We start from the raw sequence: 25,739 nt of genomic DNA on the forward strand, positions 1-25,739 counted from the left end.
CCCTTGATGAAACGAAGCCTGCTCGTCGTGGCCATGTTGGCCCTGGCCGCCTGCAATACCCCGGCGCGTATCGAGCCACCGGATGGCAAAACCGTTGAAGACGGCAAGCGCGCCCTCGAACAGTTGGCCCAGTTGCCACCGGCGGTGGAGCGCATCCGCGTCGGCGACCAGTTGCGCATCGTGCGCGATGCCGGCGAGATGCCGACGCTGTCGGCGTTCAACGTCAGCACCATCTACGAGCTGACGCTGTACACGGTGCAAACCGACGGCAAGATCAATTACCCGTTCCTGGGGCCGATCCAGGTTGCCGGGCGCCCGCCTTCAGAGCTGGCGGCGGAGCTGACCCAAAAGCTCGCGCAAACGTACCGCGAGCCCCGGGTGACCGTGAACATCAACCAGGCACCGAGCAACTCGGTGATCGTCGGCGGCGCGGTGAACAACCCGACGGCGGTGCAGATCGCCACGGCCAACACCCTGGAGCAGGCGATTATCGGGGCCGGCGGGGTGAGCCCGGCGGGCAATGCGAGCATGGTCGCCCTGCTGCGCGAAGACGCCCAGGGCGCCTATCGCGCGTACTTCCTGGACTTTAGCCAACTGCTCAAGACCGGCGCCAACGGGCGCAAACCCGTGCGCCTGCAACGGGGTGACGTGGTATTCGTACCCAAATCCAACGTGGGCGAGCGCATCCAAGGGGTGGATACCTATATGAATCAACTGATCCCGTTCACCAAGTCCATTGGGGTTGGCTACAACTACACCAAAACCAGCGGCGGTAACTAAAGGAGCGACATCCCATGATCGAGATCCGTTCTTTTCGTGATCTGCTGCGCTTGTTCTTCATCTTCCGGCGTGAGTTCAAACTGGCGGCGATTGCCGCGCTGGTGATCATCCTGCTGGGGGCTTTTTTACTGCCGGCCAAGTACGAGTCCACCGCGCGCTTGCTGGTCAAACCAGGGCGTGATTCCACCCTGCCCATCGAGATCAGCAACCGCCAGGCGCTGGTGATGCAGAGCACCCAGCGTGACCCGATTGTCGACGAAGAGCGCCTGCTCACCGGTCGGCCGATTGTGCGTGCGGTGGCCGAGCATTATCTGGAAGTGGTTAACAACGCGCCGCCGCCGGAAGGCTTCGTCAAGCGCACCAAGTATTACGTAAAAAGCGCAGTGGGCGGGGTGTTCGACGGCATTCGCGTGGTGCTGGAAAGCATCGGCATCATCGAAAAAACCACACCCGTGGAGCGTTTGGCCGCGGGCCTGGAAAAGAGCTTTGACGTCAGCCACGCCGCCGGCTCCACAGTGATGGACATCAGCTTCACCTGGAGCGACCCGGAGATTGCCCAGGCGATCGTCAAGGACTGGGTCGAGACCTACGTCAACGAACGCACCCAGGCCTTGGGGCGCAAGAGCCTGTACGTTTTCTACGAAGGCCAGGTGAGCAACAGCGCCACCGAGATCAAGAGTTACAAAGAACAGATCCTCACGCACCTGAACAAGATCGGCGCGGCGAGCATTACCGACCGCCTCGAAGACTTGTCCGAGCGCATCAACGTGCTGCGTGGCGAAGCCTTCAACACCACGCGGCTGATCGCCTCCTCCGACAGCGCCATTGCGAGCACCCGCGAACAGCTCAAAGGCCAGCCCAAGGAAGTGACCACGGTGCGCCAGATCGCACTCAACCCTCAGCAACAAGACTTGCGTCGCCTGCTCAACCAGAAGTTTCTGGAAAAAGCCGACATGATGCGCACCTACACCGACAACGCGCCGCCCGTCAAAGCGCTGGATGCGTCGATTCGTGCGATGCAGGCGCAAGTCGCCAGCGAAAGCCCGACCGTGCAGGCTTCGGAAAACCGTGCGCCCAACACCCTGGAGATCCACCTGCAGCGGGTGCTGCTGGATGAAACCAGCAACAACAAGGCGCTGCGTACCCAACTGGTGCAGCAGGAAAAACAACTGCTGAACCTCGACGCACAACGCAAGGAAGCCCTGGAGATTGAACCGGAACTGGCGCGTCTGTCCCGCGAGCTGAACGCCACCGAGCGCAACTACACGCTGTACGTCGACAACCTGGAAAAATCGCGCATCGACCGTGAGTTGGATAACAGCCAGATCAGCAACATCGCAGTGATTGAAGAAGCCACCCTGAACCCGGGCCGCATCTTCCCCAAAACCCTGGTGATGCTGCTGTTGGCGATCCCGTTTGCCATCGTTGTCGGCCTGCTGGTGATCTACCTGTGCTACCTGCTGGACCAGCGTATTCACGACGGCGGCCTGGTGGAGCGCAAGTTCGGCCTGCGCTTGTGGACCACCCTGCCGGAGTTGGACACCACCACCGCACAGAGCACCAACGCGTTCAATGCGAGCATTTACAGGCTATATAGCTTGCTCAAGCCCGACCGTATCGCCGAACAGGGCCTGACCCTCGGGCTGACCTCGGCGCGCCACGGCGAAGGCGTGACCTTTGTGGTGGAGCATCTGCGCCAATTGCTGCTGGAAAATGGCGTGAATGTGCGGGTCGGCGGCCTGGCCCCGGCCGAGCCCGGCGAAGTGGTGGTACTGGATGCGTCGGCGCTGCTGGATAACCGCGAAGCGTTTGTCACCCTGCGCCGCGCTGACCTGATTGCGCTGGTGGTGGAGGCGCACAAAAGCACAGTGCCGGTGGTGGAACATGCGCTGTCGATCCTCAATACCGCGTTCGGCAAAGTGGACGGCATCATCATCAACCGGCGCAAACTCGAAGTGCCGGCCAAGGTGCTCAGGTTCATCGCCAAGTACCGGGGGGCGTTCTAATGCGTATCGCCCTGCTCGCCCCGCTGCCGCCGGAGAAAAACGGGATCGCCGACTACGCGAACCATTTCCGCACGGCACTGGAGCTACTCGGCGTCACGGTGCTGACGCCGTTGGCCGGGGTGGCGGGCAACTCCGAGGCGATCAAGCAGGCCGTCGCGGCGTTCGACTGGCACGGCGTCGACCTGGTGCACGCCGAGTTGGGTGGCGGGCGGCTGGGAGAGTTTCTGGCCCTGCGCGAACTGCGCAAGGCCTACCCGCAGTTGCCGTTGACTGCCACCGTGCATGACCCCGAACGCATCGTGTGGCGGCGTGAACACCTGCCGTTTCCGCTGAACCTGCTGGAACGTTTGCCCAGCCCGTTGCCCCAGGCGGCGGTGGTGCTGGCCGACCCGCTGACCTTGCGCGAAGAACGCCACGTCGCCAAAGGCCTGACCCGGCTGGTGACCCTCACCCGCCTGGGCGCCGAGTGCCTGACTCAGCGCATGCAACTGCCAGCCGGCAAAGTGGCGGTGATCAACCACGCTAACTTGGCGATTGCGCCTGTGCCGCTGCCGCCACTCGAGACCTTGCGCCTGCTGTATTTCGGTTTTATCTACCGGGGCAAAGGCATCGAAGATCTGGTGCAGGCCCTGGCTAATGTGTTCGAAAAAGCGCCCCAATTGCGCGACCGTGTGCGCCTGACCCTGGCCGGTGGAACGGCGGCGGAAATGGCGTTTGGCGCGGGTGGCAATTACCTGGAGCAACTCAAGAGCCAGATCGCCGCACTGGGCCTGACGGGCTCCATCGACTGGCGCTTGAACCTGCCAGCCGACGAAATTGCCCAGACCATCCAGGCCCACCATGCGATGGTGCTGCCCTACCGCGAATCGAAAAAACTCGGCCTGCTGGGGCGCCAGCGTGGCACCAGCGGCGCGTTGTCGTGGGCCACCGCGTGTGGGCGCGGCGCGATCACTTCGGATGCGCGGGCATTTGCCGAGGAAGTCGCCAGCGGCAACGGCGCCATCTACCCCGAAGGCGACGTGAACGCCCTTGGGGAACAAATCCTGCGTTTGGCACGCACGCCAGCACTGGCCCGGGATTGGGCCGAGCGCGCTGGCGAAATCGGTCGCGAACGTTTGTGGCCGCTGACCGCACAGAAGTTCAAGCAGCTGTTCGAACAGGCGATTGCGGGAGCCCCCTATGGCGCGTAAACCGACCTTTTTTGCGACCCTTGCGGTGGTTGCCGTGCTGGGCCTGAGCGCCTTCCTGTGGGGGCGCCAGGCCGATGCCGAGAACCATGTGCTCAAGGGCAGCAAGGTGGTGGTGTGGAAGGATTTTCTGGGGGTGAACGCGCAGTTCCTGTGGTTCAGCCCGCAGCGTTACCAGATGCAGATCGACCGCCTCAAGGCCTTGGGCCTGGAATGGGTGCGCCTGGACTTGCACTGGGACCAATTGGAGCCGGTGGAAAACCAATACCAGGTCGCCGCACTGGACCAACTGGTGGGCAACCTGCAAAGCAACCAGCTCAAGTCGGTGTTCTACCTGGTGGGCTCGGCGCCCTTCGCCACCACCGCGCCAGTGGGTGCGCCCTATCAAGACCAATACCCGCCCAAAGACCCCAACGTATTCGCCACCCGTATGGCGCTGCTCTCTCAGCGCTACCCCAGTGTTGACGCGTGGCAAGTGTGGAACGAGCCCAACTTGCTGGGCTTCTGGCGCCCGGTGGCCGACCCCGCTGGTTTTGCCAACCTGTTGACCGCCACGGCGGGCGCGTTACGCGGTGTGAACCCCACCAAACCGGTGGTTGCCGCCGGCATGGCTTTTTTCAGCGAAATGCCCAACGGCCAGACCATGTTCGACGCTCTCGGCGCTCTGGGTGTCGCGAGCCTCAACACGGTGATTTCCTATCACCCCTACACCCAACTGCCCGAGGGCAACGACCCGGCCAACCTGGACTTTATCGCCAAGACCAACGCGCTCAACCTGGCCCTGCGCAATGGCGGCGTACAGACCTTGTGGAGCACCGAGTGGGGCTGGTCCACCTACCCCGGCCCCAAAGACGCTCAGGACATCATCACGCAACAAGGCCAGGCCGATTACATCGTGCGGCGCGTGGCGCTGATGAGTGCGATGGATTTCGACCGGATCTTCCTGTTCACCTTGAGCGACCTCGACCAGCGCGCCAGCGTGCGCGACCAGTTCTACGGCCTGCTGGACATCGATGCCAACCCCAAGCCGGCCTACACCGCGCTGAAAAATTTCCTGGATGTCAGCGGCCCGCAACTGACCCCCGCAGACCCACCGCAGGCCGACCAGTTGCCCGACGGTTTGTTCAGCGTCGGTTGGACCCGCAGCGATGGCAAAAAACTCTGGTTCTTCTGGTCGGCCGAAGGCGGCAACGCGCACTTGCCAGGCCTTGCCAGCGCCACGCTGTACGACCCCCTGCGCAGCACGCAAACCCCGGTCAGCGGGACCGGCGGCCTGACCGTACCGGTGAAGCCGAACCTGCAAATTCTGTTATGGGAGTAGAGCCCGCCATGCGCATTCTATGGATACTGCCCTACTCACCCTGGCCCGCCACCAGCGGCGGCAAGACCCGCCAATACCACTTGCTGCGCAGCCTGGCGGCACGCGGGCATCGCATCACCTTGCTGCTGCATGACAAACAGTCGGTGTCGCGCGCCGACCGCGAGGTGCTGGAGGGGTTTCTTGAGCAGGTGATCATCCTGCCGCGTCGCCCATTGAGAAGTGTCAAAACCCTAGTGGCCGGGCTGGTTGCGCCCTACCCGCTGCTGGCCAGTGTGAACGGCCTGTCGAGTGAACTGCAGGAGACATTCGATTGGCTGCTGGCCGAGCCATGGGACGTGGTGCAGATCGAGCACAGCTACAGCTTCCAGCCGTACGAAGAAGCGCTGGCACGCAAATCCCAGCCGTTTGTGCTGACCGAGCACAACGTCGAATCGGCCCTTGGCGCCGCCACCTACGACCGCTTGCCAAGCTGGGCGCTGCCGTTCATTCGCTACGATCAGTGGCGTTACGCACGCTGGGAGCGCCGGGTGATGCGCCAGGCCACTCAAGTCGTCGCCGTGACCGAGGCCGACGCCCAAGTATTGGAAACCATCGCCGGCAAACCCGTGCCGGTGGTGGTCAATGGCGTGGACTGCGATCACTTCGCCGCCGCCCATCCCGACCCGTCGACGCGCCGTGTGCTGTTTTTGGGCAACTACGAATACGCGCCGAATGTGGACGCCATCGAGTGGGCCCTGGATGAGATTTTGCCCAAGGTCTGGGAGCGTTGCCCGGACGCGCGCATGAGCGTGTGCGGCTTCGGCATGCCGGGCAGTTGGCGGGAACGTTGGAAAGACCCGCGCATCGAGTGGCAAGGCTTTGTGCCCAACCTGCTGGACCTGCAATCGAGCTGCTCGGTGTTTCTCGCGCCGTTGCGCCATGGCGGCGGTTCCAAACTCAAAGTGCTCGAAGCCCTGGCCGCCGGCCTGCCGCTGGCGAGTACCGCGCAAGGTGTGTCGGGCCTGGACCTGGTGGATGGCCTGGACTACCTCGGTGGCCAGACCGCCGCCAACCTGGCGGATGCGGTGGTGCGCCTGCTGCAGTTCCCGGACGCTGCCGCGCCCATGGGCGAAGCGGGCCGCGCCTACGTACGCCGCGCCCACGACTGGAGCGTCGCCGCCAGCCAGTTGGAGCAGGTGTATGCGACCCTTGCGCCATTGAATCAAAAGGAGCCCGCATGCGTGTAGGTCTTGATTACCGCACCGTCGGCACCTCGCCGCAATCGGGCATCAGCCGCCAGGTGTACGCGCTGGAAGCCGGCTTGCGCGCCCTGCCGGACGTTGAGCTTGAACGTTTTACCGTGGCGCCGCTGGGCGACGAAACCCGCTTGCAGGCCCATTGCCCCGCCTGGGGGTGCGCCAAGACCGCCATGCACCAACCCCACAATCGCCTGCGTTTCGAAGCCGGTTTCTTGCCCCGTGCGCTGCGCGAGCAGCATATCGACCTGTACATCAGCACCTTCAATATGGGCCTGCCGCTGCCGCCCAAACCCAAGGGCTTGCGCACCGTGGTGCTGCTGCATGACTTGTTCCAGATCACCTTGAACAACTACCACGCCAACCGCTTGAAAGCGCTGATCTACAAGACCAGTGATCGCCTGTCGATTGCCTACGCGGTGCACAGTGCCGACCGGGTGTGGACGCCCTCTCAGTACAGCGCCGATGAAACCGCGCGGTTGTTTCCCAAGGCCGCGGGCAAGATTCGTGTACTGCCCAACCAGGTGGATGGGTTTGTCGAACCGGCGGCAGATATCAGCGCCCGCCAATTACCCGAGCGCTACTGGTTGCTGGTGGGCACCCGTGAGTTGCGCAAGAACGTGCCGTTTTTGGTGGACGCCTGGCAGCAAGCGCGGCGCCAATCCCCCGAGGTACCGGAGTTGGTCCTGGTGGGCAGCCTTGAGCACTTGCCCGAAGCCCAACGCACGTTGCCGGGGATTCGGGCCTTGAGTGGTGTGTCGGACGCCGAGTTGCAGGCGCTGTACCGCCAGGCGTCACGCCTGTGGCAGCCGTCTTACGCCGAAGGCTTTGGCCTGCCGGTGATTGAAGCCCTGAGTGTGGGCACGCCGGTGGCCGTGGCCAGCGGTACGTCGCTGGATGAAATCACCCCACCGTCGGCACCGCGATTCTCCCCTACCGATGGTGTGGCGTTGGTGCAATTGATGCTCAGCCTGGGTGCCAGGCCCGATGAAGAAACACACGAGCAACGGCGGTTGTGGGCGCAGCGTTTTAATCAACATGCCTACCGCCAACGCCTGGCCGAACTGATCGAGGAGTTGAAGTGAGAGCAAACCTGACAAGCCTCATCGCGATTCTTTTCGGCCTGCTGTTTGGGGCACTGGCGCTGTTGTTGTCACCGGCCAAGGCGTTCATCGCCGTGCTCGGCCTGGCGGGGGCGGTGACCATCCTGCGCTTTCCGTTCTGGGGCCTGCTGCTGTTTGCCCTGATGGCGACGTTCATGCCGTATTCCACGGTCAACCTGGGCATTCGCACCACCGTCAGCGAAGCGATCCTGGCCCTGACCTGGGGCGCCGTGGTGTGGCATCGGTTTTTGTCGCGTATGCCCGATGGGACGAAATTCGCCCGACGCCCCACCGACCAGGCGCTGCTGTGGTTGATGCTGTTCAGTGTGTTCCCGTTTATCGTCGGCCAGGTCATCACCCACGCCGACAGCAGCGGCGTAGCGAACTGGCTGCGCTGGTTGTTGAACCTGTCGGGGGTGTTCCTGGCCGCCCAGTTGCTGGTGGACCGCAAGCACCGCGAATCCCTGGTGATCGCCCTGCTGCTGGGCACCCTGGCGATGCTGGTGCTGTCGATTGTGGTGTTTGTACGCACCCGCTCCGGGGCTGGCATCGCGCCGATCCTGGCGCTGTTCAACTACGCCAACTTCGACACCTTGAAGTTTGGCCTGGAGGCTATGTCCTCGCGCATGGGTTCGCCGTGGACGCACCCGAATGCCATCGGCGGGATCATGGCCTTGCTGCTGCCCCTGGCCTTCTGCTTTGGCATGACCGAACAAGGCTGGAAGCGCGCACTGGGCCTGGGCGTGGCGTGCCTGGGCGCGGCGGCATTGTTGTTGGCCAGTAGCCGTGGCGCCATGGTCAGCCTGGCGCTGGTGTTGCTGTGGATGGCCTCGCGACGCGTGCCCTACACTGGGCGCCTGCTGATGATCGGCGCAGCGCTGACGGTGGCGCTGGTGCTGGCTTATCCGCCGTTGCAGGAGCGGCTGGCGACGATTTTCTCGTCGAGCAACGCCAGTACCGAAGTGCGCTTTGACGAATACCGCATGTTCCCGCAGGCGGTGGCGGCGTATCCGCTGGGCATCGGCTTCAAGGTCGACCCGCCCGTGCCGGGCACGCACCTGCTGGGCATCTCCAACCTGTGGCTGAACTACATCTACAAGATCGGCATCGTCGGCATGCTGTTCTTTGTGGCGGTGACCGTGCGCTGGTGGCGTGAAGCCCGCCCGGAAAAAGGCCCGATCCGCCTGAACAAAGACAACGCCCTGTGGCTGGGTACTACGGCGGGCATTCTGTCGGCACTGGTCAGCGGTTTGTTCGACCACTATTTCAGCTTCGCGGTGGTGATGGTGGCGCTGTTCTGGTTGATGGTGGGTATCAATGTGTTGGAAGCACGGCGGTTGTTTCCGGCACGGCTGCGTCAGGTCAAGCGCGTGGATGTGGCCGAGCCGCTGCCTGATGGCGTGCGCCACTGATGCTCGGTTCTGCCGCCTGGCTGACCCTGGCGACGCTGCTGGGCCTGTGCCTGGGCTTTGCCCGCGAATGGTTGCTGGTGGCGGCCTGGGGGGCGGGAGAGCGCAGTGATGCGTTCCTGATTGCGCTGTTTTTGCCCGAGGCATTGCGCATGTCCCTGGCCGGTGGCGTGCTGAGCGCCGCCGCGTTGCCGTTGTACCTGGCGCGCAAGGACGGCGAGCGATTGGGCTGGCTGGCGGTGTTGTTCCCGGCCTTGATGCTGATCGCACTGGTGACCAGCCTGTTGCTGACGCTGTTGGCGCCGTGGCTGGTGCAGTTGCTCGGCCCGGGGCTGGCCGCCAGCGCCACGGCACTCGCCAGCAGTAATTTGCAGATCGTCGCGTGGTGCGTGCCGGGCTTGATGCTGCACGCGCTGTTCAGCATTCCGTTGCAGGCCAGCGAACGATTTGTGCTGGCGGGGTTGGGCTCGCTGCTGTTCAACCTGCCGCCGGTGACTTATCTGGCGCTTGCCGGCACCGCCACTCAACCGCACTCGCTCGCCCTGGCCTGCCTGGCCGGCAGCCTGCTGATGCCACTGGCGATGCTGCCGGCCCTGTGGCGCCAGGGCTGGCGGCCGTGGCGCTGGCAGCTGTCTTTCGCGCCATTAAGAGAACTGGGCCAGCGCATCGGCCCACTGTTGCTGAGCAACGGCGCCAGCCAAGGGTTGGCGTTGGTCGAGCGTTTGGTGGCATCGCTGCTGGGGGAAGGCGCGGTGACCTGGGTCAACCTGGCCCGCAAACTGATGAACCTGCCGCTGATTGCACTGATGAGCCTCAACCAGGTGCTGCTGGGCATGATGAGCCGCCGCCAGGGCGATGAGCGCCTGGCCCTGCTCAAGCGCGGCCTGGAAACCGCCAGCCTGCTGACCCTGCCGGCGGGTGTCGGCCTGGTGGCCGCAGCGCCGAGCTTGGTGGCGCTGCTGCTGCCCAAGCAATCGGCGGAGTCGCCGCTGCCCCTGCTGTTGGCCTGGTTTGCCGTGCCGCTGGTGTTCGGCGCCTGGAACGCCCTGCTCGCTCGTTACGCCTACGCTGCTGGCGATACGCGTCAGCCCTTGCGCTGCGAATTGCTCGGTAGCCTGGTCAACGTGGTGCTGCTCGGTGCCCTGCCCTTTGTGTTTGGCTTGGCAGGCATCCCATTGGCCGCGCTGGCGGGCGTGATCTGCACCGCGCTGCTGTTGATGCAACGCCAGGCCCTGCTCGACGCCTTGCCTTGGGCGCGGCACTGGTTGCTCAGTGCCGTGCTGATGGGGTTGGCTGCGGCGGCGCTGTTCCGTATTGAAGGTGTGTGGATGCAACTTGGGCTGAGCACCCTGGCCGGCGCCGTGGTGTTGCTGGGGATGGGGTTGTGGCTCAAGCCATGGCGCAAGGCATGAATGAACGATGGGGAGCGCACAGGTGAAAAATCGCTGGATTCAAATGGACATCGCCAAAGGCATCGGCATCTTGGTGATCGTGTATGCCCACAGTTGGTTCGTGGCCACGTCCCTGGACCTGATGTACCCGATTCTGGCCTCGTTCGTGTTGCCGTTGTTCTTCTTTTTGTCAGGGGTGTTGTTCAAGCCAGAGCAACCTTTTGGCGAAATGGCAATGCGTAAGGCCGACGGCCTGCTCAAGCCGTTTTTCTTCACCATGCTGTTGTACGTGATCGTGCGTGATGTACTGCGCGGCCAGCCGCTGTTGCCAGATATCGGCGGTGTGCTGTATGCCTCGGTAAGCACCATCCCGTGGCAGGCGCTGTGGTTTTTGCCGCACTTCTGGGTGGTGATTTTGTTCAGTTGGGGGGTATTGCGGCTGATCCAACGTCTGCCCTTGGCGGTGAACTGCGGGTTGATGGCGTTGATGTTGCTGATGGGTACCTGGGTGCTGCCATGGTTCTGGCAATTGCCGGTGACGATCGGCGGGCAAACTTGGGTGTTGCCGGGCCTGCCGTTCAGCCTCGATATCACGCTGATCAGCAGCGCCTGTTTTATCTTGGGCTACCTGCTGCGGGACTGGCTGCGTCGGCATGAAGGTTCGCTGCTGACGCTGGTGATTTCGGCGGTACTGTTTGCGGCGGTATTCCTCTGGCGAGGCGACACCATGGACTTGGCGCAACGGCGCTATGACCACTGGCTGTGGACCAGCCTGCTGGCAGTGATCGGGGTTTACCTGTGCTGGGCACTGGCACGGGTACTGATGGTGTCTCGCGGACTGACGCGGGCGATGACCTACATTGGTCAGTCCACGTTGATTCTGTTGATCTTTCACGGGGAGATCCAGCACAAGACCTTCGACCTGATGGAACGCCTGGGGCTGCACCCGTTTGCGGCAGCGTGCGTGGGGCTGGTGGTGGCGGTGGTGGCGCCTTTGTTGATTGGGGAAGTGATCAAGCGGGTGGCGTTTTTGCGGTTTTTCTACTTTCCGTTCCCGGTGCGCAAGAAAACTCAAACCCAATCCCCGGCACCCAGCTGAACCCAATGTGGGAGCTGGCTTGCCCGCGAAGGCGGTGGGTCAGTCGCCGAAAATGCCAGCTGATCTACCGCTTTCGCAGGCAAGCCAGCTCCCACATTTGGATCGGTGCCAGTCCCGAAAACCATGTACACCGCCGATCCCCTGTGGGAGCGGGCTTGCTCGCGAAGGCGGTGGGTCAGTCGCCGTAAATGCCAGCTGGCCCACCGCTTTCGCAGGCAAGCCAGCTCCCACATTTGGATCGGTGCCAGTCCCGAAAACCATGTACACCGCCAATCCCCTGTGGGAGCGGGCTTGCTCGCGAAGGCGGTGGTTCAGTCGCCGCAAATGCCAGCTGGCCCAACGCTTTCGCAGGCAAGCCAGCTCCCACATTTGGGTCGGTGCCAGTCCCGAAAACCATGTACACCGCCACCCCCCTGTGGGAGCGGGCTTGCCCGCGAAGGCGGTGGGTCAGCCGCCGCAAATGCCAACTGGCCCACCGCTTTCGCAGGCAAGCCAGCTCCCACATTTGGATGTGTGCCCTGCCGATAAATTGAGCACACAGCCAAGCCCTTCCCACTTGAGGTTAAGCGCTCAGATTAGAAATCGTATTTGACACTGGTCATCAGGTTGCGCGGCGCGCCGTACATGCCGTGGTTGCCGGCGTAGCTCAGGTACTCGCGGTCGAACAAGTTGTTGAGGTTCACCGAGGTGCTCAGCTGGGGCGTTATGTCGTAGCGCACCAGCAGGTTGGTGACCGCGTAGCTGCCTTGGCTGAAGGTGTGCAAGTCTTCACCGACCTTGCTCTGCCAATTTACCCCGCCGCCCACGGTGAGTTTGTCGAGAGCACCCGGCAGGCGGTAGGTAGTGAAGGTCTTGAGGCTCTGGCGCGGCAAGGTGGTGACGATGCGGTTGTCGTCGGCATCGGTGCTCACCGCATAGGCGTAGCCGGCGGAGGCTTGCCAGCCTTCGGCCAATTCACCATTGAGCTCCAGCTCGACGCCTTTGGTGGTGGTGCCCTTCTCGTTGCGGTAAGTGTCGCCGCCGGGGGTGTCGATCCAGATCGCCAGGTTGTCCTGTTCCAGCTTGAACAGTGCCAGGCTGGTGTTCAGCTTCTCGTCGAAGAAACTTCCCTTGAGCCCGACTTCATAGCCCTTGCCTTCCATCGGCGGCAGCGCCTTGTTGTTGATGTCGTGCACGCCCATGGCCTGGGGGTTGAAGATCTTGGTGTAGCTGGCGTACGCCGACCAGTTGTCGGTGAGGTCATACACCACGCCCGCGTAGGGGATGTAGACACCGGTTTCGGATTCGTCGGTACGCGTGGTGGCGCCGCCATAGGTGCTGCTCTCGGTCTCGCGTTTCCAGTCGATGACGCGGCTGCCGAGGATCAGGCTGAGGTCATCAGTGACCCGCAGGCGGGTGCTCAGGTAGGCGGCGTATTGGCTCTCATCCACCGAGGATTTGCCGGTGACGTCAAACGCAGGTTTGGCCGAATTGCCGTCCCAGTTGAACAGGTTGTCGATGGCACCGGCGGGCGAGCTGGAATAGTCGTAGTTCCAACTGCCGTAGCTGGGCACGCTCTCGCGGTATTTGGACAAGGTGACACCGGCGATCAACTCATGCTCGCGGCCTAACAGGTCGAACGGGCCGGTAGCGTACAGGTCGAGGTTGTTTTGGCGCGGCGTGCCTGAGAAACGCACCGGCAATTGGGTGGTGCCGCTGCCATCGCTGTTGAGGCTACCGTTGACGTAGTTGAAGACTTCGTCGAACTGGTTTTCGGTGTGGGTGAATTCGGCCTTGGCGCTCCAGCCATTGTCGAATTTCTGCTCCAGGGATGTGAAGAAGCTGGTCTGTTCATGGTCATTGTAGGACCAGGATGGCGCTGTGTTCAGCGAGCGGCTGAGGTTGCTGCGCGAGCCATCGGTGAAGCGTGTGGGCAAACCGGAACGCGCCGGCGAGTCGACATCGGTGCGCAGGTAGCTCAAGCCCATGGTCAGCAAGGTGTCTTCGGTGAGATCAAACTCGGTGATGCCGTAGAGCAGTTGGCTTTCCTGCTTGTAGCGGTCGATCCACGAGTGCTCGGTCTTGTAGTCCGCCACCAGGCGCCCACGCACATTGCCGGTTTCGGTGAGCGGGCCGGAGACATCGACGCCGGTGCCGTAGCGGTCCCAGGTGCCCGCATCGGCCGTGACACTGGCCCGCGCTTCGGCGGTGGGGCGCTTGCGGATCAGGTTGATGGTCGCTGCCGGGTTGCCCATGCCGCTGATCAAGCCGGTGGCACCGCGCACGATTTCAACACGGTCGTACATGGCCATGCTTTGGGTGTAGTTGTCCATGCGCGTGGCGGTGGGCACGCCGTCGATCTCGAAATTCTGGATCTGGAAGCCGCGGGAAAAATACCCATCGCTTTCCGCACCCTGGCCGTCGCGCAGCACGATGATGCCGGGGGTGGCGTCGAGGGTGTCGCTGAGGTTGGTGAGGCGTTGGTCGTCCAGGCGCTGGCGGGTCATTACGGTGAGGGACTGCGGGGTTTCGCGCGGGGTCAGGTTCAGCCGCGTCGAGCTGCTGGAGGATTGCGTGGTGTAAGAACCGGTGCCCTCGGTGGTCGAGCCAGGGGCCTTGCCCGAGATGGACACGGTGCTCAGTTGCAGCGCACCACCGGCCGGGCGCGGCTCCAGCGAGTAGTGGTTGCCACTGCCACGCACGGCTTGTAGGTCGCTGGTGCTCAGCAGAATGGCCAGGCCGGTGTCCAGGTCATGGCGCCCTTGCAGACCGGGGCTGGTCTTGCCGTCGGTGAGTGCTGCGGGGTAGGACAACAGGATCTGGCTGGCCTGGCCGAACTGGTTGAGGGCGCCGGCCAATAAGCCGGGGGCGATGTTGAAGTCCAATTGCTCTGCGGCCTGTACCCAGCTCGACGCGAGTACCAACGGTGTAGCGAGCGTTAGACCTGCGATGCCTTGCATGACGGCAAGGGCCAGTGATGTTTTCAATGTTGTGCGTGGCGGCATGCCTGTTTCCCCAGTGAAGGTAGTGTCTGGGGATATAAGTCTCGTGAGATTGGCAAACGGACCACCCTGGCGCGAAATAAATTCAAACCATGCCCTGGCGAGGCTTTAAGGTGACCCAGAAGCGGGTGAAATGCTGCACATCCAGCCTGAGGGTTTGCGCCAGCGCCGCCAGGATGCGGTCGGTGTCGGCCAGCGGATAAGTGCCGGAAACACGCAGGTCGCGCACTGTCGGCTCACAAGCCAGATGCCCGCGACGGTAGCGGCCCAGTTCATCGAGAAAGTCTTCCAGGCGCATGCCCTGGGCGACGATCATGCCGCCACTCCAGGCTAACTCGCCGTCTCGCTGAGGGCGGCGGGCGAGCAAGGTGTGGGCGTCAAAGCTGATCAATTCGCCCGCCTGCAAGACGAGGCTGCCGGATGGGAGCTGCACCGACAGCGCGCCTTGGTCGACGGCACCCAATTGGGTGAAACCGCTGCGTTGGCGTACGCTGAAACGCCCACTGACAGCGCGGGTCAGGCCTTCGGCGGTCTTTACCCACAATGGGCGGGCATCGGTGGGGTTTGGGGCCACCAGGATTTCGCCGCGCAGCACGTGGATCTGGCGCAGCTGCGGGGTGTATTGCACATCGATAGCCGTGTCGGTATTGAGTTGCACCTGGGTGTTGTCCGCGAGGTCGATGCGCCAGCGTTCGCCGACGCTGGTGCTGTAATCGCTGGCCCAGTGTTGCAGCAGTTCGGTGTGCTTGATGCTCCACGTGGTGGTGCCCGCCGCCAGCAGCACGGCCAGGTGCTTGACCACTTGGCGGCGGGACAACGCCGGCAGCAACGCCGCGCTGACCAGGGCTTGATGGGCCGGCGCGCGCACGCCTTGCAGGCGTTGGAAAAACCGCTGGGAATGCTGCCACGCCAGTTCATGGGCCGGGTCTTGCTCGCGCCAGCGCTGCCAATCGGCACGGGTCTGCTCGCTCACATCCGGCGCCTGTAACTCCAACTGCCAGTGCATCGCCTGTTCGGCGGCTTCCAGGGAGACCGTCATGGCCGTTGGCTGTCCAGCAGGATGCATTGCGCACCGGCCTTGATGATGTAGCGCTTGACCGTGGTGATGCTGGCGCCCAGGCGCTCGGCAATCTCGCCGTGGCTGAGGCCGTCGAGCTGCGACCACAGGAACGCCTGGCGCACCGGCAGGGCCAGGCGACTGAGGGCTTCATCAAGGGCGGTGAGGGTTTCGAGCAGGATCCACTGGGTTTCGGCGCTGGGGGCTGACTCTTCAGGTAGCAGGGCCAGGGCCTGCAGGTAGGCTTTTTCCAGCTTTTGCCGACGGTAGTGGTTGGACAATACGCTCTGCGCCACCTTCGCCAAAAAACTGCGGGGCGCCTGCACTTCAATCGGTTGGTTCTTGACCAGCAGGCGCAGAAAGGTGTCTTGGGCCAGGTCGGCGGCGCTCTGCGAGCAGTTCAAGCGACGCCATAGCCATTGCTGCAACCAGCGGTGTTGCTGCTGGTACAGGGTGGCCAGATCAGTGGGGCTTACCGTTGGAGTCGAAGACATGGAAGGCGCGCGCGGGCAATGAAGCGTAAATGATAACGCTTATCATATGGCGCATCAGGCTGATGCTGCAAGTTTGTGCTGCAGGAGCCGGCTGGCCGGCTCCTGGCGAGGGTCAGTCGTCGAGTTGTTGTGGCGCTGGCTTGCTGCCCGGTTTAACCGGTTTGGCGCCTTTGGCCGGCGCGGGGGCAACGGGCTCGGGCTCTGCGGCAGCGGCCGCTTCTTTTTCAGCCATCGGCATCTGGTCGATGGTACTGAAGAACTCTTTCAAGTCGAGGGTATCCGGTGGCACGGTCTTCTCGAGTTTCTTCTCACCGTCCTTGCCCACCAGAATCACTTTGGTGCCGCTGCCAGCGCCGAGCTTGAGGGCACGGATCAGGGCGTTGGTTTCAGGCGGTGTGAGTTTTTTGTTGTCTTTTGCTTCCTTGGCGAACTTATCCCCTTCGGCACCGATGCTGCCGAACTTCACGGTGTAGAACACCATGTTGCGTTGTTCGAACGCCTGCTTGTTGGCAGGTTCGTCCAATTGCTTTTGGAGGGTCGCCAAGGTGGAGTTACCGGAATCAAGCTCCACCACCACCAGCGGACGGGCCTTACCCAGATCCTGCTTGAGCGGGTTGATATCATCCGCGGCCAACAGCGGCCCCGTAAAAGCCATCAAGGTAGCCAGGGTCAGCGACCGGATGAGCATGCGCACCTCCTTTGAATTCCATGCAGGGTTCTTGAGTTTCATGTCTGCGACAGTCAAATTCAAGGATGATTCCTACAGCACTTCAAGAAAGCGTAGGCCAGGACGCCCGCTACGCAAGGGGTTGAGTGGGGTTGGCGGTGATTGTTTCCACAGATTGCGGAAACATCATGAGACCTTCCACTCGGGCCAATGCCGAGCAAATACGGGGGCCACAATGGGGTCGGCATCCACCTGTGCCAGGCTTTGTGCAAAGCCCGGCGCCAAGCCATTCAAGGCCTCGCGCGCCTCGTCCCAGCGCGACACCGCCGCGGCCATGAGCCCCAATGCATTGGGCACACCGTTGGGGGCAAACAACTGCTCGGCGAACTGGTCGGCGAACACGACCCAGGCCTGGTGCAGGTAGCGCCGGGTGCCGGTGACCAATTGCGCCTGCACGGTTTCATTGACGTTGCCCAGCCAGCGTTGCGGGTAGTCGATGATGCCGATGGCTGAGTAGCAGTTGGCAGCGATGTACACCAGGCCACGGATGATCTGCGCACGGTTGCCGGCCAGCAGGTCGGCATTGGGAAATTCAAGGCCGAGGTGGATGAGGATCGCGCTGCTTTCGGTCAGCACCTGGCCATCGGGGGTGACCAGGGTGGGCACCTGCTTGAGCGGGTTGATACGCGCCAGTTCGTCACTGCCCTCACCCTCGGCCCAAGAGGCCGCATCGATTCGGCGCCAAGGTACGCCGCACCGCTGCAACGCGATTTCGATCATGCAGGAGCCGGATTCGTCGATACCGTAGAGCGTGTACATGGGGCTTTCCTCCGTTGGCCGTATTTAAAACAAACCCATCTGCCCGCCCACCAGGGTGCCGAAGTCGTCATCCACGAACGGCAGGATCGCATCGGCCACCGGTTGCAATTGGCGGGTGACGTAATGATCGTAGTCGATGGGCGCTTTGCGCACTTCCAGAGGCTCGGGGCCGTTGACGCTCATCACGTAGCTGATCCAACCACCGCGCTGGTATTGGCGCGGGCGGCCGAGGCGGTCGTTGTAGTCATCGGCCAGGCGCGCGGCGCGCACGTGGGGTGGCACGTTGCGCTCGTAGTCGTCCAGACGACGGCGCAGGCGTTTACGGTAGATCAGCAATTCGTCGAATTCGCCGCTCAGGGTGCGGCGCACGTAGTCGCGAATATAGTCTTGGTGCGGCTGGCGATGGAAGATGCGCTGGTACAGCTCCTGCTGGAAGCGGCGGGCCAGGGGCGACCAGTCGCTGCGTACGGTTTCGAGGCCTTTGTAGACCATTTCTTCGCTGCCATCGCTGCGCGTGACCAAGCCGGCGTAGCGCTTTTTACTGCCCTCCTCTGCGCCGCGAATAGTGGGCATCAGGAAACGGCTGAAGTGGGTTTCGTATTGCAACTCAAGGGCACTTTGCAGGCCAAATTCGCTGCGCAAGTGCTCGCGCCACCAGTCGTTGACATGCTGCACCAGGGCGCGGCCAATGCGGCTGGCGTCCTCCTGGGAGTGGGCGCCGCCGAGCCAGACGAAGGTAGAGTCAGTGTCGCCGTAGATCACCTCAAAGCCCTTGGCCTCAACCAGTTCGCGGGTCTGGCGCATAATCTGGTGGCCACGCATGGTGATGGACGACGCCAGGCGCGTATCGAAGAAACGGCAACCACTGGAACCGAGCACGCCGTAAAAGGCGTTCATGATGATTTTCAACGCTTGTGACAACGGCGCGTTGTGTTCGCGCTTGGCCTCTTCACGGCCTTCAGAAACCCGCTCGACGATGGCCGGCAAGCAATGCCGGGTGCGGGAAAACCGTGCGCCGCGAAAGCCTTCCACCGAGTCGCTGTCGTCGGGGTATTTGAGACCTTCGATCAGGCCCACCGGGTCGATGAGAAAGCTGCGGATGATCGACGGGTAAAGGCTTTTGTAATCGAGCACCAGCACCGATTCGTAGAGGCCGGGGCGTGAGTCCATGACGAAACCGCCGGGGCTGGCCTGGGGCGGTTTGTCTCCCAGGTTGGGCGCGACGAAGCCTTGGCGGTGCATCAGCGGCATGTACAGGTGGGTAAAGGCCGCAACGGAGCCCCCGTTGCGATCCGCCGGCAGCCCGGTGACGCTGGCCCGCTCCAACAAGAATTTGAGCAGTTCGGTCTTGGCGAAGATGCGCGTGACCAGCTCGCAGTCCTTGAGGTTGTAGCGCGCCAGAGCGGGCTTGTCCTCGGCGAACATGCGGTTGATTTCGTCCATGCGCTGGTACGGCGTGGAGATGTCCTTGCCCTCACCCAGCAGCGTTTGTGCGACGTTTTCCAGGCTGAAGGATTCGAAACTCCAGGTGGCCGAGCGCAGGGCTTCGATGCCGTCGATGATCAACCGCCCCGCCGCAGCCGCAAAGTAGTGGCTGCGGCTGCCATGTTCGCGCCAGGCCATGGGCTCGGCGCCACGGCCAAGCAGCAGCGGCACGCTGAGGCGTTGGGCGTGTTCGTGGAGTACGCGCAGGTCGAACTGCACCAGGTTCCAGCCGATGATCGCGTCGGGGTCGAAGGTAGCGACCCATTGGTTGAGGCGTTCGAGTAACTGGGCGCGGGTGTCGCAGTAGTCGAGTTTGAAGTCAACTGCGTCGGTTTTGTTGGGCGGGCCGAGCATGTACACCTGGCGCTCGCCACAGCCTTCGAGGGCGATGGAATACAGGTCGCCCTGGGCGGTGGTCTCGATATCGAGGGACACCAGTTTCAGCGGCGGCCGATACTCGGGCGCGGGTTTCATCTGCGCCTCTGTCAGCGTGCCGTCAGCACACGGCGTGCCGCCAAACCACACGGGCGCGGTGATGAAGCGCTCCATCATGTAGCGCTCAGGCGGGCGCACATCGCCTTCGTAGACATCGACACCGGCGGCGCGCAGGCGTTTTTCCACGTCCATCAATTGGCGGTGCTGGCGGGTGTAAAGACCGAGGACCGGGCGGTGATGAAAGTCGCACAACTGCAACGGGCGCAACTCGATCTCGCGCTCGCCCTTGAGCAGCCAGTCCAGCGGCTTGCGGTGGGCCTCGGGGATAAACACCACAGAGGTCTGCATGGGAAGGCGGATAAACCTGGGGCCAGCATCGGTCGCCAGCCAGAAGCTGACCTCCGTGCCCTGCGGCGTGTCACGCCAATGCCGGGTCAGGACAAAACCCTGCTGTAAATCCACCGTACCGCACCTCAGGAATCGCTTTCAGGGCGTGATTCTACTCGGCTATGTGCGCCGGCAGACCGAACAAGTAAATATTTGTTGCGCTGCGCTAATAACAATCACTATCATTCGCGCCGGAGTCGTATCCGCGCAGTGAGGACGCGCAACGTTTGTTGCCCTTTTCCTCACATTGACGGTTCGCCGTCAGGATCGACCATGCCCGCCCGTACGCCATTCGCTGTGCCGTTTCGTCCGACCTTGCTCGCCCTTTGCTGCTCCCTGAGCCTCACCGCTCACGCCGCAACCCCAGCCACCCCGCAGGATGCGAACAACAGTCAGGACGGCAACACGCTGGAATTGGGCGCCACCAACATCAACGCTGAGGCCCCCGCGCCAAGCGCCCTGCCCCCCGCGTATGCCGGCGGCCAAGTGGCACGCGGCGGTCAAATGGGTGTGCTGGGTAACCAGGACATCATGGATGTGCCGTTCAGCATGTCGTCCTATACCGAACAGTTGATTCGTGATCAGCAGGCTGAGACCGTTGGCGATGTGCTGCTCAATGACTCGTCGGTGCGTCAGGCATCGGGGTATGCCAACCAGGCGCAGACCTTCATGATCCGCGGCCTGCCGCTCAATGGCGACGATATTTCCTATAACGGTTTGTACGGCATCCTGCCGCGTCAGATTATTTCGACTGACGCGTTGGAGCGCGTTGAAGTGTTCAAGGGGCCGAATGCCTTTATCAACGGCGTAAGCCCCACCGGCTCGGGGATAGGCGGCGCCGTCAACCTGCAACCCAAGCGCGCCGATGATGTGCCGCTGCGACGTTTGAGCACCGACATCAGCAGCGACGGCCGGGTGGGCGAACATTTGGACATTGGCCAGCGCTTCGGCGAAGACAATCGATTTGGCGCACGGGTCAACCTGTCCCAGCGCGAAGGCGATACTGGCATTGATGATGAAAGCCAGCGCTCGAAGCTCTTTGCGGTCGGCCTGGACTATCGCGGTGATGCGTTGCGTTTGTCCGGTGACTTTGTGTATCAGAAACAGCGGATCAATGGTGGGCGCAACTCGGTCTTCACGGGCACTGCAACCCATATCCCGGATGCACCTTCAGCAGACACCAACTACGCACCGAGCTGGAGCAGCACCAACCTTGAAGACACCTTGGGCATGCTGCGCGCCGAGTACGATCTGAACGATGACTGGACGGCATACGCGGCCGCCGGGGCCAAGCACAGTCGCGAAATGGGGCGCTATTCGTCGGTGACGCTGACCGACAACCTTGGCAATGCCACCGCCAGCGGCTCGACCATTGCACATGAAGAAGACAACAGCAGCGTGATGAGCGGCCTGAACGGCAAGTTTCAGACTGGTCCAGTCAGCCATCGCCTGAACTTTGGCCTGGCCGGGATTTGGACTCAGACGCGCAACGCCTACGTGTTCGCCAGCGGTACAACGGCAACCAATCTCTATGACCCTGTGACGGGTGCTCCACCAGCCCTGAACAACCCACGCAATACGCCGGGCACCGATTTCAACGACCCTAAGATTACTGACAAGACCTTCGTGCGTAGTGCGGCCGTTTCCGACACGCTTGGTTTCTTCGACGATCGTCTATTGGTGACGCTCGGCGCACGCCGCCAGCAGATGGTGGTACAGGGTTACAGCTACTCGAGTGGCACACGCACAGCCAACTACGACGAGTCGATCACCACGCCGGTCTACGGCATCGTGTTCAAGCCGTGGGAACATGTGTCGGTGTATGCCAACCGCATCGAAGGTTTGGCCCAGGGGCCGACGTCGCCGCTCACATTGGGCACCCGAACGATCGTCGGCGGAGGTCAAGCCTATGCTCCGGCCCGCTCCAAGCAGATCGAAGCAGGTGTCAAGGTCGATATGGGTAGCTACGGCGCAACGCTGGGTGTTTATCGTATCGAACAGCCTGGTGCCGGTTACTCCGAAGTGGTCGATGCTGACACGGCGCGTTACGTGCGCGAAGGCCTGCAAATCAACAAGGGCGTCGAGCTCAACGTGTTCGGCGAACCCGTCAGCGGCCTGCGTTTGCTCGGCGGTGTGACGGTGATGAAGACAGAACTCAAGGACACGCAAAACGGCGCCAACGACGGAAACCGGGCCATTGGCGTTCCCTCCTTCCAACTCAATGCCGGGGTTGATTGGGATGTACCGGGCGTGCAAGGCGTGAGCCTCAATGGGCGCATGCTGCGCACGGGTGGCCAATACGCCGACGCGGCCAATAACCTGAGCTTGCCGGCGTGGAATCGCTTCGATGTGGGCGCGCGCTACAACTTCAAGGTTGCGCAGCGTGATGTCACGCTGGGCGCTACCGTTGAGAACGTCGCCAACGCGAAGTATTGGGAATCGGCCCAGGGTGGTTACCTGAGTCAGGGTGACCCGCGTGTGGCCAAGTTGTCCGCGTCAGTGGATTTCTAGTTTGTAGTGAGCGGGCTTGCCCCGCGCTGGGTGGCGAAGCCGCCCTAAAACCAGGCGCCGCGGTCTTTCTGAAACACCGCGGCAGCCTTATTGGGGCGGCTTCGCCACCCAGCGCGGGGCAAGCTCGCTCACCACATGGTTGTTCAGGTAGTTCTCGATATTGCCCATCTGCTCATCCCAACCTCGGGAATTCATCTTGAAGGCCTTCTGCCGGCGTGCCTCGGGCACCGTGTCAAAGCCTGATTCGACCACCCGCAGCAGAATGCCCGGGGCGCGGTCCTCAAGGGTGAATTCCACCAGGGTCGGGGTCTCTTGGTCGTAATCAACGCCCTGCTCTACCGCAAAGGGGTGCCACCAGAATGAGAACAGCGTCTGCGGCAGGATACGTTCGATCTTGGCCTTCCAGATCACATGCTCGTAACCCGGATAAGTGATGGGTGCTTCGAGGGTTTGCCCCGCATTAAAGGTTTTGCCCTTGAGGGCGATGCCGAACCAGTCGCCGAATTGCTCGGCGTTGGTCAGTGCTTCCCATACCTGTTTACGTGAAGCGTTGAGCAAGACTTTTCGTTCGATGCGATCCAATACGTGCATAAGTCACCTCCTGCATTGACAGTAGGCGACATCGAACAATGCGCAACCTTTTGGGCTGCGCATTGGTGTTGCGATTTACTTCAGAGTGACAGGATGCGCGAATGGTAGATTGTCTCCCTCCCCCTGAGGTGAAGCACCATGACTCAACCGCTACATGGAAGTTGTTTCTGCAAGGCCGTGCAGTACCAGCTGGACAGTCTGGATATGCCCATCAGCCACTGCCATTGCCAAAGCTGTCGCAAGGTTCACGCAGCGCCGTTCGTTTCGACGGCGGGCGTCATGCGCGAACACTTTCGTTGGACCCAAGGCGAGGCACTGTTATCGTCGTATGAATCTTCGCCGGGTAAATTCAGGCATTTCTGCTCACGCTGCGGCTCCCATCTGATGGCCGAGCGTGGGCATCAGCCCCATGTGATTGTGCGAGTGGCGACGCTGGATGATGATCCGGGCGTCAGGCCTACCTCGCACATCTGGACAGCCCACGATGTGCCCTGGCTTGCCTATGGCGACTTAGAGACATGGGACGAGTGGAAGCTTTGAGTTAAACCTTTGGATCTCCGGGCGCTTTGACGGGCGTCGCATACTGCGGCTTCAGGTGACCTTCCTGGTCGAGCAGCCAAGCGTCCATGATTTGCCGCACTACCGGGCCTGCTACGCGCCCTCCGGCCTCACCGTTTTCGATCATTACCGAGATCACGATTTTCGGGTGTTCCGCGGGCGCGAAGCCGACGAACAAGGCGTTATCGCGATGGCGCTCCAACGTCTTGTTACGGTTATAGCGCTCGCCTTGTTTGATCGCGACAACCTGCGCCGTACCGCTCTTGCCGGCAATGCGGTACTGCGCGCCCTGCGCAGCGGCACGGGCGATGCCACGTGGGTCGTGCATCACCAATTGCATACCATGGTTGACCTGCTCCCAGTCGCGTTGGTCTTTAAGGACAACATTGGGCATCGGGTTTTCGTCTGTCGGTGGCACGCCGTTGATGGTCTTGGCCAGGTGCGGTCGGTTCCACACACCTTTGTTGGCGATCAGCGCAGTGGCCTGGGCCAGTTGCAACGGCGTGACCTGCATGTAGCCCTGGCCGATACCCAGGATCACGGTTTCGCCGGGGAACCAGGGTTGACGTCGGGTGGCGCGCTTCCAGGCCTGGGATGGCATCAGGCCGGCAGACTCTTCAAACATGTCCAAGGAGACTTTCTGGCCGAGGCCGAACTCGGCGAGATAGTCGTGCAGGCGGTCGATGCCCAGTTTGTGGGCTAAATCGTAAAAGTAGGTGTCGTTGGAGCGCATGATGGCTGCGTCCATGTCTACCCAGCCGTCGCCGCTGTGGTTCCAATTGCGGTATTTATGATCAAAGTCGGGCAGTTGGTAGTAACCAGGGTCGAACACGCGGGTTTGAGCGGTGACGACACCGCTGTCGAGGCCGGCGATGGCCACCTCGGGCTTGATGGTTGAGCCTGGCGCGTAGAGGCCTCTGAGGACACGGTTGAACAGAGGCCGGTCGATGGAATCGTGCAGCGCGGCGTATTCCTTGAAGCTGATACCTGTGACGAAGAGGTTGGGGTCAAAACTCGGCTTGCTGACCATGGCCAATACTTCACCGGTTTGTGGATCGAGGGCCACGACCGAACCACGGCGGTCGCCGAGGGCTTCTTCGGCCGCTTCCTGAAGGTGGACGTCGAGGCTTAGCACGATGTTTTTGCCGGGGACCGGATCAGTGTGCTTGAGCACCCGCAATACGCGACCCTGGGCGTTGGTCTCGACCTCTTCGTAGCCGACGTGGCCGTGGAGCTCGGATTCGTAAAAACGCTCGATACCGGTCTTGCCGATGGATTGCGTGCCGCGATACTCCACTGAATCGAGGGCCTTGGACTCTTTTTCGTTGATCCGCCCCACGTAGCCAATGGAATGGGCAAAGTGTGCGCCTAACGGGTAGTGCCGCACGAATTGTGGCTCTACGTCGACCCCCGGCAGGCGGAACTCGTTGACGGCCAGCAGGGCGATCTGTTCTTCGGTCAGTTCGTAAAACAGAGTCACCGGGACGAAGGGATGGCGGGCTTGCTTTAGCGCCTTGTCGAACACTGCTCGGTCTTCGGCTGGCAGGTGCAGCAAACTGACGATGGCGTCCAGTTCACCGTTGAGGTCACTGGTACGTTCGCGGGTGATGGTCAGGTTGTAGCTGGGACGGTTGTCAGCCAGCACCACGCCGTTGCGGTCATAAATCAACCCGCGCGTCGGTGTGATCGGCAACACATGCACGCGGTTGTTTTCGGAAATCGTAGAGTGATAATCGAACTGTACTACCTGCAGGAAGTACATACGGCCTACCAACGCGCAGGTAATGCCGATCACCAGCAGTGCACAGGCGAGCAGGCGCTTATTGACCAGGCGGTTTTCTTTTTCGTGATCCTTGATGGGTATAGCTTCTGGCATTTCTACAGCATCTCGTTGATGAAGGTCGACGCCGCATCCTGCGGAAGAAAGATCAGTCCTTGTGAAAATGTGCTGCACCATACCAAAAATGCAGAAACACTTTGCATTGATTTCCTCAACGGCATGCTGTTGGTCAGTAGGGAACGGGTTTTTACTGCCGTGCGACAGCTAACGGCACTTTTCGACCGCCCAAAACAAAACCCCATCTGCTTTCGCAAATGGGGTTTCGGAATTTAATCTTGACGATGACCTACTCTCACATGGGGAAACCCCACACTACCATCGGCGATGCATCGTTTCACTGCTGAGTTCGGGATGGGATCAGGTGGTTCCAATGCTCTATGGTC

General features: G+C 61.9%; 19 protein-coding genes and 1 rRNA gene. 11 read left to right on the forward strand and 9 right to left on the reverse strand.

Going from position 1 to position 25,739, the window contains the following annotated elements:
• Positions 1–6: 6 nt before the first annotated feature.
• Genes ICY20_RS17025 through ICY20_RS17065 form a run of 9 tightly spaced genes read left to right on the forward strand, consistent with a single transcriptional unit; the run spans position 7 to position 11,531 of the window.
• Positions 7–780, forward strand: a complete 774-nt coding sequence (locus ICY20_RS17025; RefSeq protein ID WP_194938062.1) for a polysaccharide biosynthesis/export family protein — start codon at positions 7–9, stop codon at positions 778–780.
• 14 nt (positions 781–794) lie between these two features.
• Positions 795–2,786, forward strand: a complete 1,992-nt coding sequence (locus tag ICY20_RS17030) for a GumC family protein (RefSeq protein ID WP_159961650.1) — start codon at positions 795–797, stop codon at positions 2,784–2,786.
• The gene (locus ICY20_RS17035; RefSeq protein WP_194938063.1) at positions 2,786–3,976 is read left to right on the forward strand and encodes a glycosyltransferase; all 1,191 of its coding nucleotides are present in this window, start codon (positions 2,786–2,788) and stop codon (positions 3,974–3,976) included. The genes ICY20_RS17030 and ICY20_RS17035 overlap by 1 nt, the downstream gene beginning before the upstream one ends.
• On the forward strand, positions 3,966–5,294 hold the full coding sequence (locus tag ICY20_RS17040) for a glycoside hydrolase family protein (RefSeq protein ID WP_194938064.1): 1,329 nt from the start codon (positions 3,966–3,968) through the stop codon (positions 5,292–5,294). Before ICY20_RS17035 ends, ICY20_RS17040 begins: the two co-directional genes overlap by 11 nt.
• An 8-nt stretch (positions 5,295–5,302) precedes the next feature.
• A complete protein-coding gene (locus tag ICY20_RS17045; protein WP_159961659.1) occupies positions 5,303–6,520 on the forward strand; it encodes a glycosyltransferase family 4 protein in 1,218 nt (405 codons plus the stop codon).
• Complete coding sequence (locus ICY20_RS17050; RefSeq protein ID WP_159961661.1) at positions 6,511–7,614, forward strand: glycosyltransferase family 4 protein; 1,104 nt, start codon at positions 6,511–6,513, stop codon at positions 7,612–7,614. Before ICY20_RS17045 ends, ICY20_RS17050 begins: the two co-directional genes overlap by 10 nt.
• Positions 7,611–9,044: an O-antigen ligase family protein gene (locus tag ICY20_RS17055; RefSeq protein WP_194938065.1), complete on the forward strand. Its 1,434-nt coding sequence runs from the start codon at positions 7,611–7,613 to the stop codon at positions 9,042–9,044. Before ICY20_RS17050 ends, ICY20_RS17055 begins: the two co-directional genes overlap by 4 nt.
• Positions 9,044–10,453: a lipid II flippase MurJ gene (locus ICY20_RS17060; protein ID WP_194938066.1), complete on the forward strand. Its 1,410-nt coding sequence runs from the start codon at positions 9,044–9,046 to the stop codon at positions 10,451–10,453. Before ICY20_RS17055 ends, ICY20_RS17060 begins: the two co-directional genes overlap by 1 nt.
• Before the next feature lie 22 nt (positions 10,454–10,475).
• Positions 10,476–11,531, forward strand: a complete 1,056-nt coding sequence (locus tag ICY20_RS17065) for an acyltransferase family protein (RefSeq protein ID WP_407692624.1) — start codon at positions 10,476–10,478, stop codon at positions 11,529–11,531.
• 575 nt (positions 11,532–12,106) lie between these two features.
• Here the strand turns inward: ICY20_RS17065 and ICY20_RS17070 are convergent.
• From ICY20_RS17070 to ICY20_RS17095, 6 genes are all read right to left on the reverse strand, one after another.
• Entirely contained in the window at positions 12,107–14,515 is a 2,409-nt protein-coding gene (locus ICY20_RS17070) for a TonB-dependent siderophore receptor (protein WP_407692625.1), read from the reverse strand.
• Between the two features lie 82 nt (positions 14,516–14,597).
• Positions 14,598–15,551, reverse strand: coding sequence for a FecR domain-containing protein (locus tag ICY20_RS17075; protein ID WP_159961673.1), 954 nt, complete (start codon positions 15,549–15,551; stop codon positions 14,598–14,600).
• Positions 15,548–16,063: a sigma-70 family RNA polymerase sigma factor gene (locus ICY20_RS17080; RefSeq protein WP_159961676.1), complete on the reverse strand. Its 516-nt coding sequence runs from the start codon at positions 16,061–16,063 to the stop codon at positions 15,548–15,550. The genes ICY20_RS17075 and ICY20_RS17080 overlap by 4 nt, the downstream gene beginning before the upstream one ends.
• A gap of 112 nt (positions 16,064–16,175) precedes the next feature.
• Positions 16,176–16,751 carry a DUF4174 domain-containing protein gene (locus ICY20_RS17085; protein ID WP_194938067.1) on the reverse strand — a complete coding sequence of 192 codons (576 nt, stop codon included), beginning with the start codon at positions 16,749–16,751 and terminating at the stop codon, positions 16,176–16,178.
• 165 nt (positions 16,752–16,916) lie between these two features.
• Complete coding sequence (locus ICY20_RS17090) at positions 16,917–17,549, reverse strand: glutathione S-transferase N-terminal domain-containing protein (RefSeq protein ID WP_159961682.1); 633 nt, start codon at positions 17,547–17,549, stop codon at positions 16,917–16,919.
• A 24-nt stretch (positions 17,550–17,573) separates the two neighbouring features.
• Positions 17,574–19,931: a DNA polymerase II gene (locus tag ICY20_RS17095; RefSeq protein WP_194938068.1), complete on the reverse strand. Its 2,358-nt coding sequence runs from the start codon at positions 19,929–19,931 to the stop codon at positions 17,574–17,576.
• A gap of 198 nt (positions 19,932–20,129) precedes the next feature.
• Here ICY20_RS17095 and ICY20_RS17100 point away from each other — a divergent pair, with 198 nt between their 5' ends.
• Positions 20,130–22,367, forward strand: a complete 2,238-nt coding sequence (locus tag ICY20_RS17100; RefSeq protein ID WP_194938069.1) for a TonB-dependent receptor — start codon at positions 20,130–20,132, stop codon at positions 22,365–22,367.
• An 87-nt stretch (positions 22,368–22,454) separates the two neighbouring features.
• Here the strand turns inward: ICY20_RS17100 and ICY20_RS17105 are convergent, their stop codons facing one another.
• The gene (locus tag ICY20_RS17105; RefSeq protein WP_194938070.1) at positions 22,455–22,958 is read right to left on the reverse strand and encodes an SRPBCC family protein; all 504 of its coding nucleotides are present in this window, start codon (positions 22,956–22,958) and stop codon (positions 22,455–22,457) included.
• A gap of 138 nt (positions 22,959–23,096) precedes the next feature.
• Here ICY20_RS17105 and ICY20_RS17110 point away from each other — a divergent pair, with 138 nt between their 5' ends.
• Positions 23,097–23,498, forward strand: a complete 402-nt coding sequence (locus ICY20_RS17110) for a GFA family protein (RefSeq protein ID WP_194938071.1) — start codon at positions 23,097–23,099, stop codon at positions 23,496–23,498.
• 1 nt (position 23,499) lies between these two features.
• Here ICY20_RS17110 and mrdA read toward each other — a convergent pair whose 3' ends face one another.
• Both mrdA and rrf read right to left on the reverse strand, forming a co-directional pair.
• The gene (gene mrdA, locus ICY20_RS17115) at positions 23,500–25,392 is read right to left on the reverse strand and encodes a penicillin-binding protein 2 (RefSeq protein ID WP_159961695.1); all 1,893 of its coding nucleotides are present in this window, start codon (positions 25,390–25,392) and stop codon (positions 23,500–23,502) included.
• Between the two features lie 237 nt (positions 25,393–25,629).
• Positions 25,630–25,739: ribosomal RNA gene (rrf, locus tag ICY20_RS17120) — 5S ribosomal RNA — on the reverse strand; the annotation flags it as partial.

The sequence above is a fragment of the Pseudomonas pisciculturae genome (assembly GCF_015461805.1).
GTDB classification, from domain to species: domain Bacteria; phylum Pseudomonadota; class Gammaproteobacteria; order Pseudomonadales; family Pseudomonadaceae; genus Aquipseudomonas; species Aquipseudomonas pisciculturae.

Excerpts from the sequence above, each read along its gene's own strand:
- ICY20_RS17025 (WP_194938062.1), top strand. The coding sequence starts at position 7 with ATGAAACGAAGCCTGCTCGTCGTGGCCATGTTGGCCCTGGCCGCCTGC.
- ICY20_RS17105 (WP_194938070.1), bottom strand. The coding sequence starts at position 22,958 with ATGCACGTATTGGATCGCATCGAACGAAAAGTCTTGCTCAACGCTTCA.
- ICY20_RS17060 (WP_194938066.1), top strand. The coding sequence starts at position 9,044 with ATGCTCGGTTCTGCCGCCTGGCTGACCCTGGCGACGCTGCTGGGCCTG.
- ICY20_RS17035 (WP_194938063.1), top strand. The coding sequence starts at position 2,786 with ATGCGTATCGCCCTGCTCGCCCCGCTGCCGCCGGAGAAAAACGGGATC.
- ICY20_RS17085 (WP_194938067.1), bottom strand. The coding sequence starts at position 16,751 with ATGCTCATCCGGTCGCTGACCCTGGCTACCTTGATGGCTTTTACGGGG.
- ICY20_RS17080 (WP_159961676.1), bottom strand. The coding sequence starts at position 16,063 with ATGTCTTCGACTCCAACGGTAAGCCCCACTGATCTGGCCACCCTGTAC.
- mrdA (WP_159961695.1), bottom strand. The coding sequence starts at position 25,392 with ATGCCAGAAGCTATACCCATCAAGGATCACGAAAAAGAAAACCGCCTG.
- ICY20_RS17075 (WP_159961673.1), bottom strand. The coding sequence starts at position 15,551 with ATGACGGTCTCCCTGGAAGCCGCCGAACAGGCGATGCACTGGCAGTTG.
- ICY20_RS17110 (WP_194938071.1), top strand. The coding sequence starts at position 23,097 with ATGACTCAACCGCTACATGGAAGTTGTTTCTGCAAGGCCGTGCAGTAC.
- ICY20_RS17090 (WP_159961682.1), bottom strand. The coding sequence starts at position 17,549 with ATGTACACGCTCTACGGTATCGACGAATCCGGCTCCTGCATGATCGAA.
- ICY20_RS17045 (WP_159961659.1), top strand. The coding sequence starts at position 5,303 with ATGCGCATTCTATGGATACTGCCCTACTCACCCTGGCCCGCCACCAGC.
- ICY20_RS17070 (WP_407692625.1), bottom strand. The coding sequence starts at position 14,515 with ATGCCGCCACGCACAACATTGAAAACATCACTGGCCCTTGCCGTCATG.
- ICY20_RS17100 (WP_194938069.1), top strand. The coding sequence starts at position 20,130 with ATGCCCGCCCGTACGCCATTCGCTGTGCCGTTTCGTCCGACCTTGCTC.
- ICY20_RS17050 (WP_159961661.1), top strand. The coding sequence starts at position 6,511 with ATGCGTGTAGGTCTTGATTACCGCACCGTCGGCACCTCGCCGCAATCG.
- ICY20_RS17040 (WP_194938064.1), top strand. The coding sequence starts at position 3,966 with ATGGCGCGTAAACCGACCTTTTTTGCGACCCTTGCGGTGGTTGCCGTG.
- ICY20_RS17030 (WP_159961650.1), top strand. The coding sequence starts at position 795 with ATGATCGAGATCCGTTCTTTTCGTGATCTGCTGCGCTTGTTCTTCATC.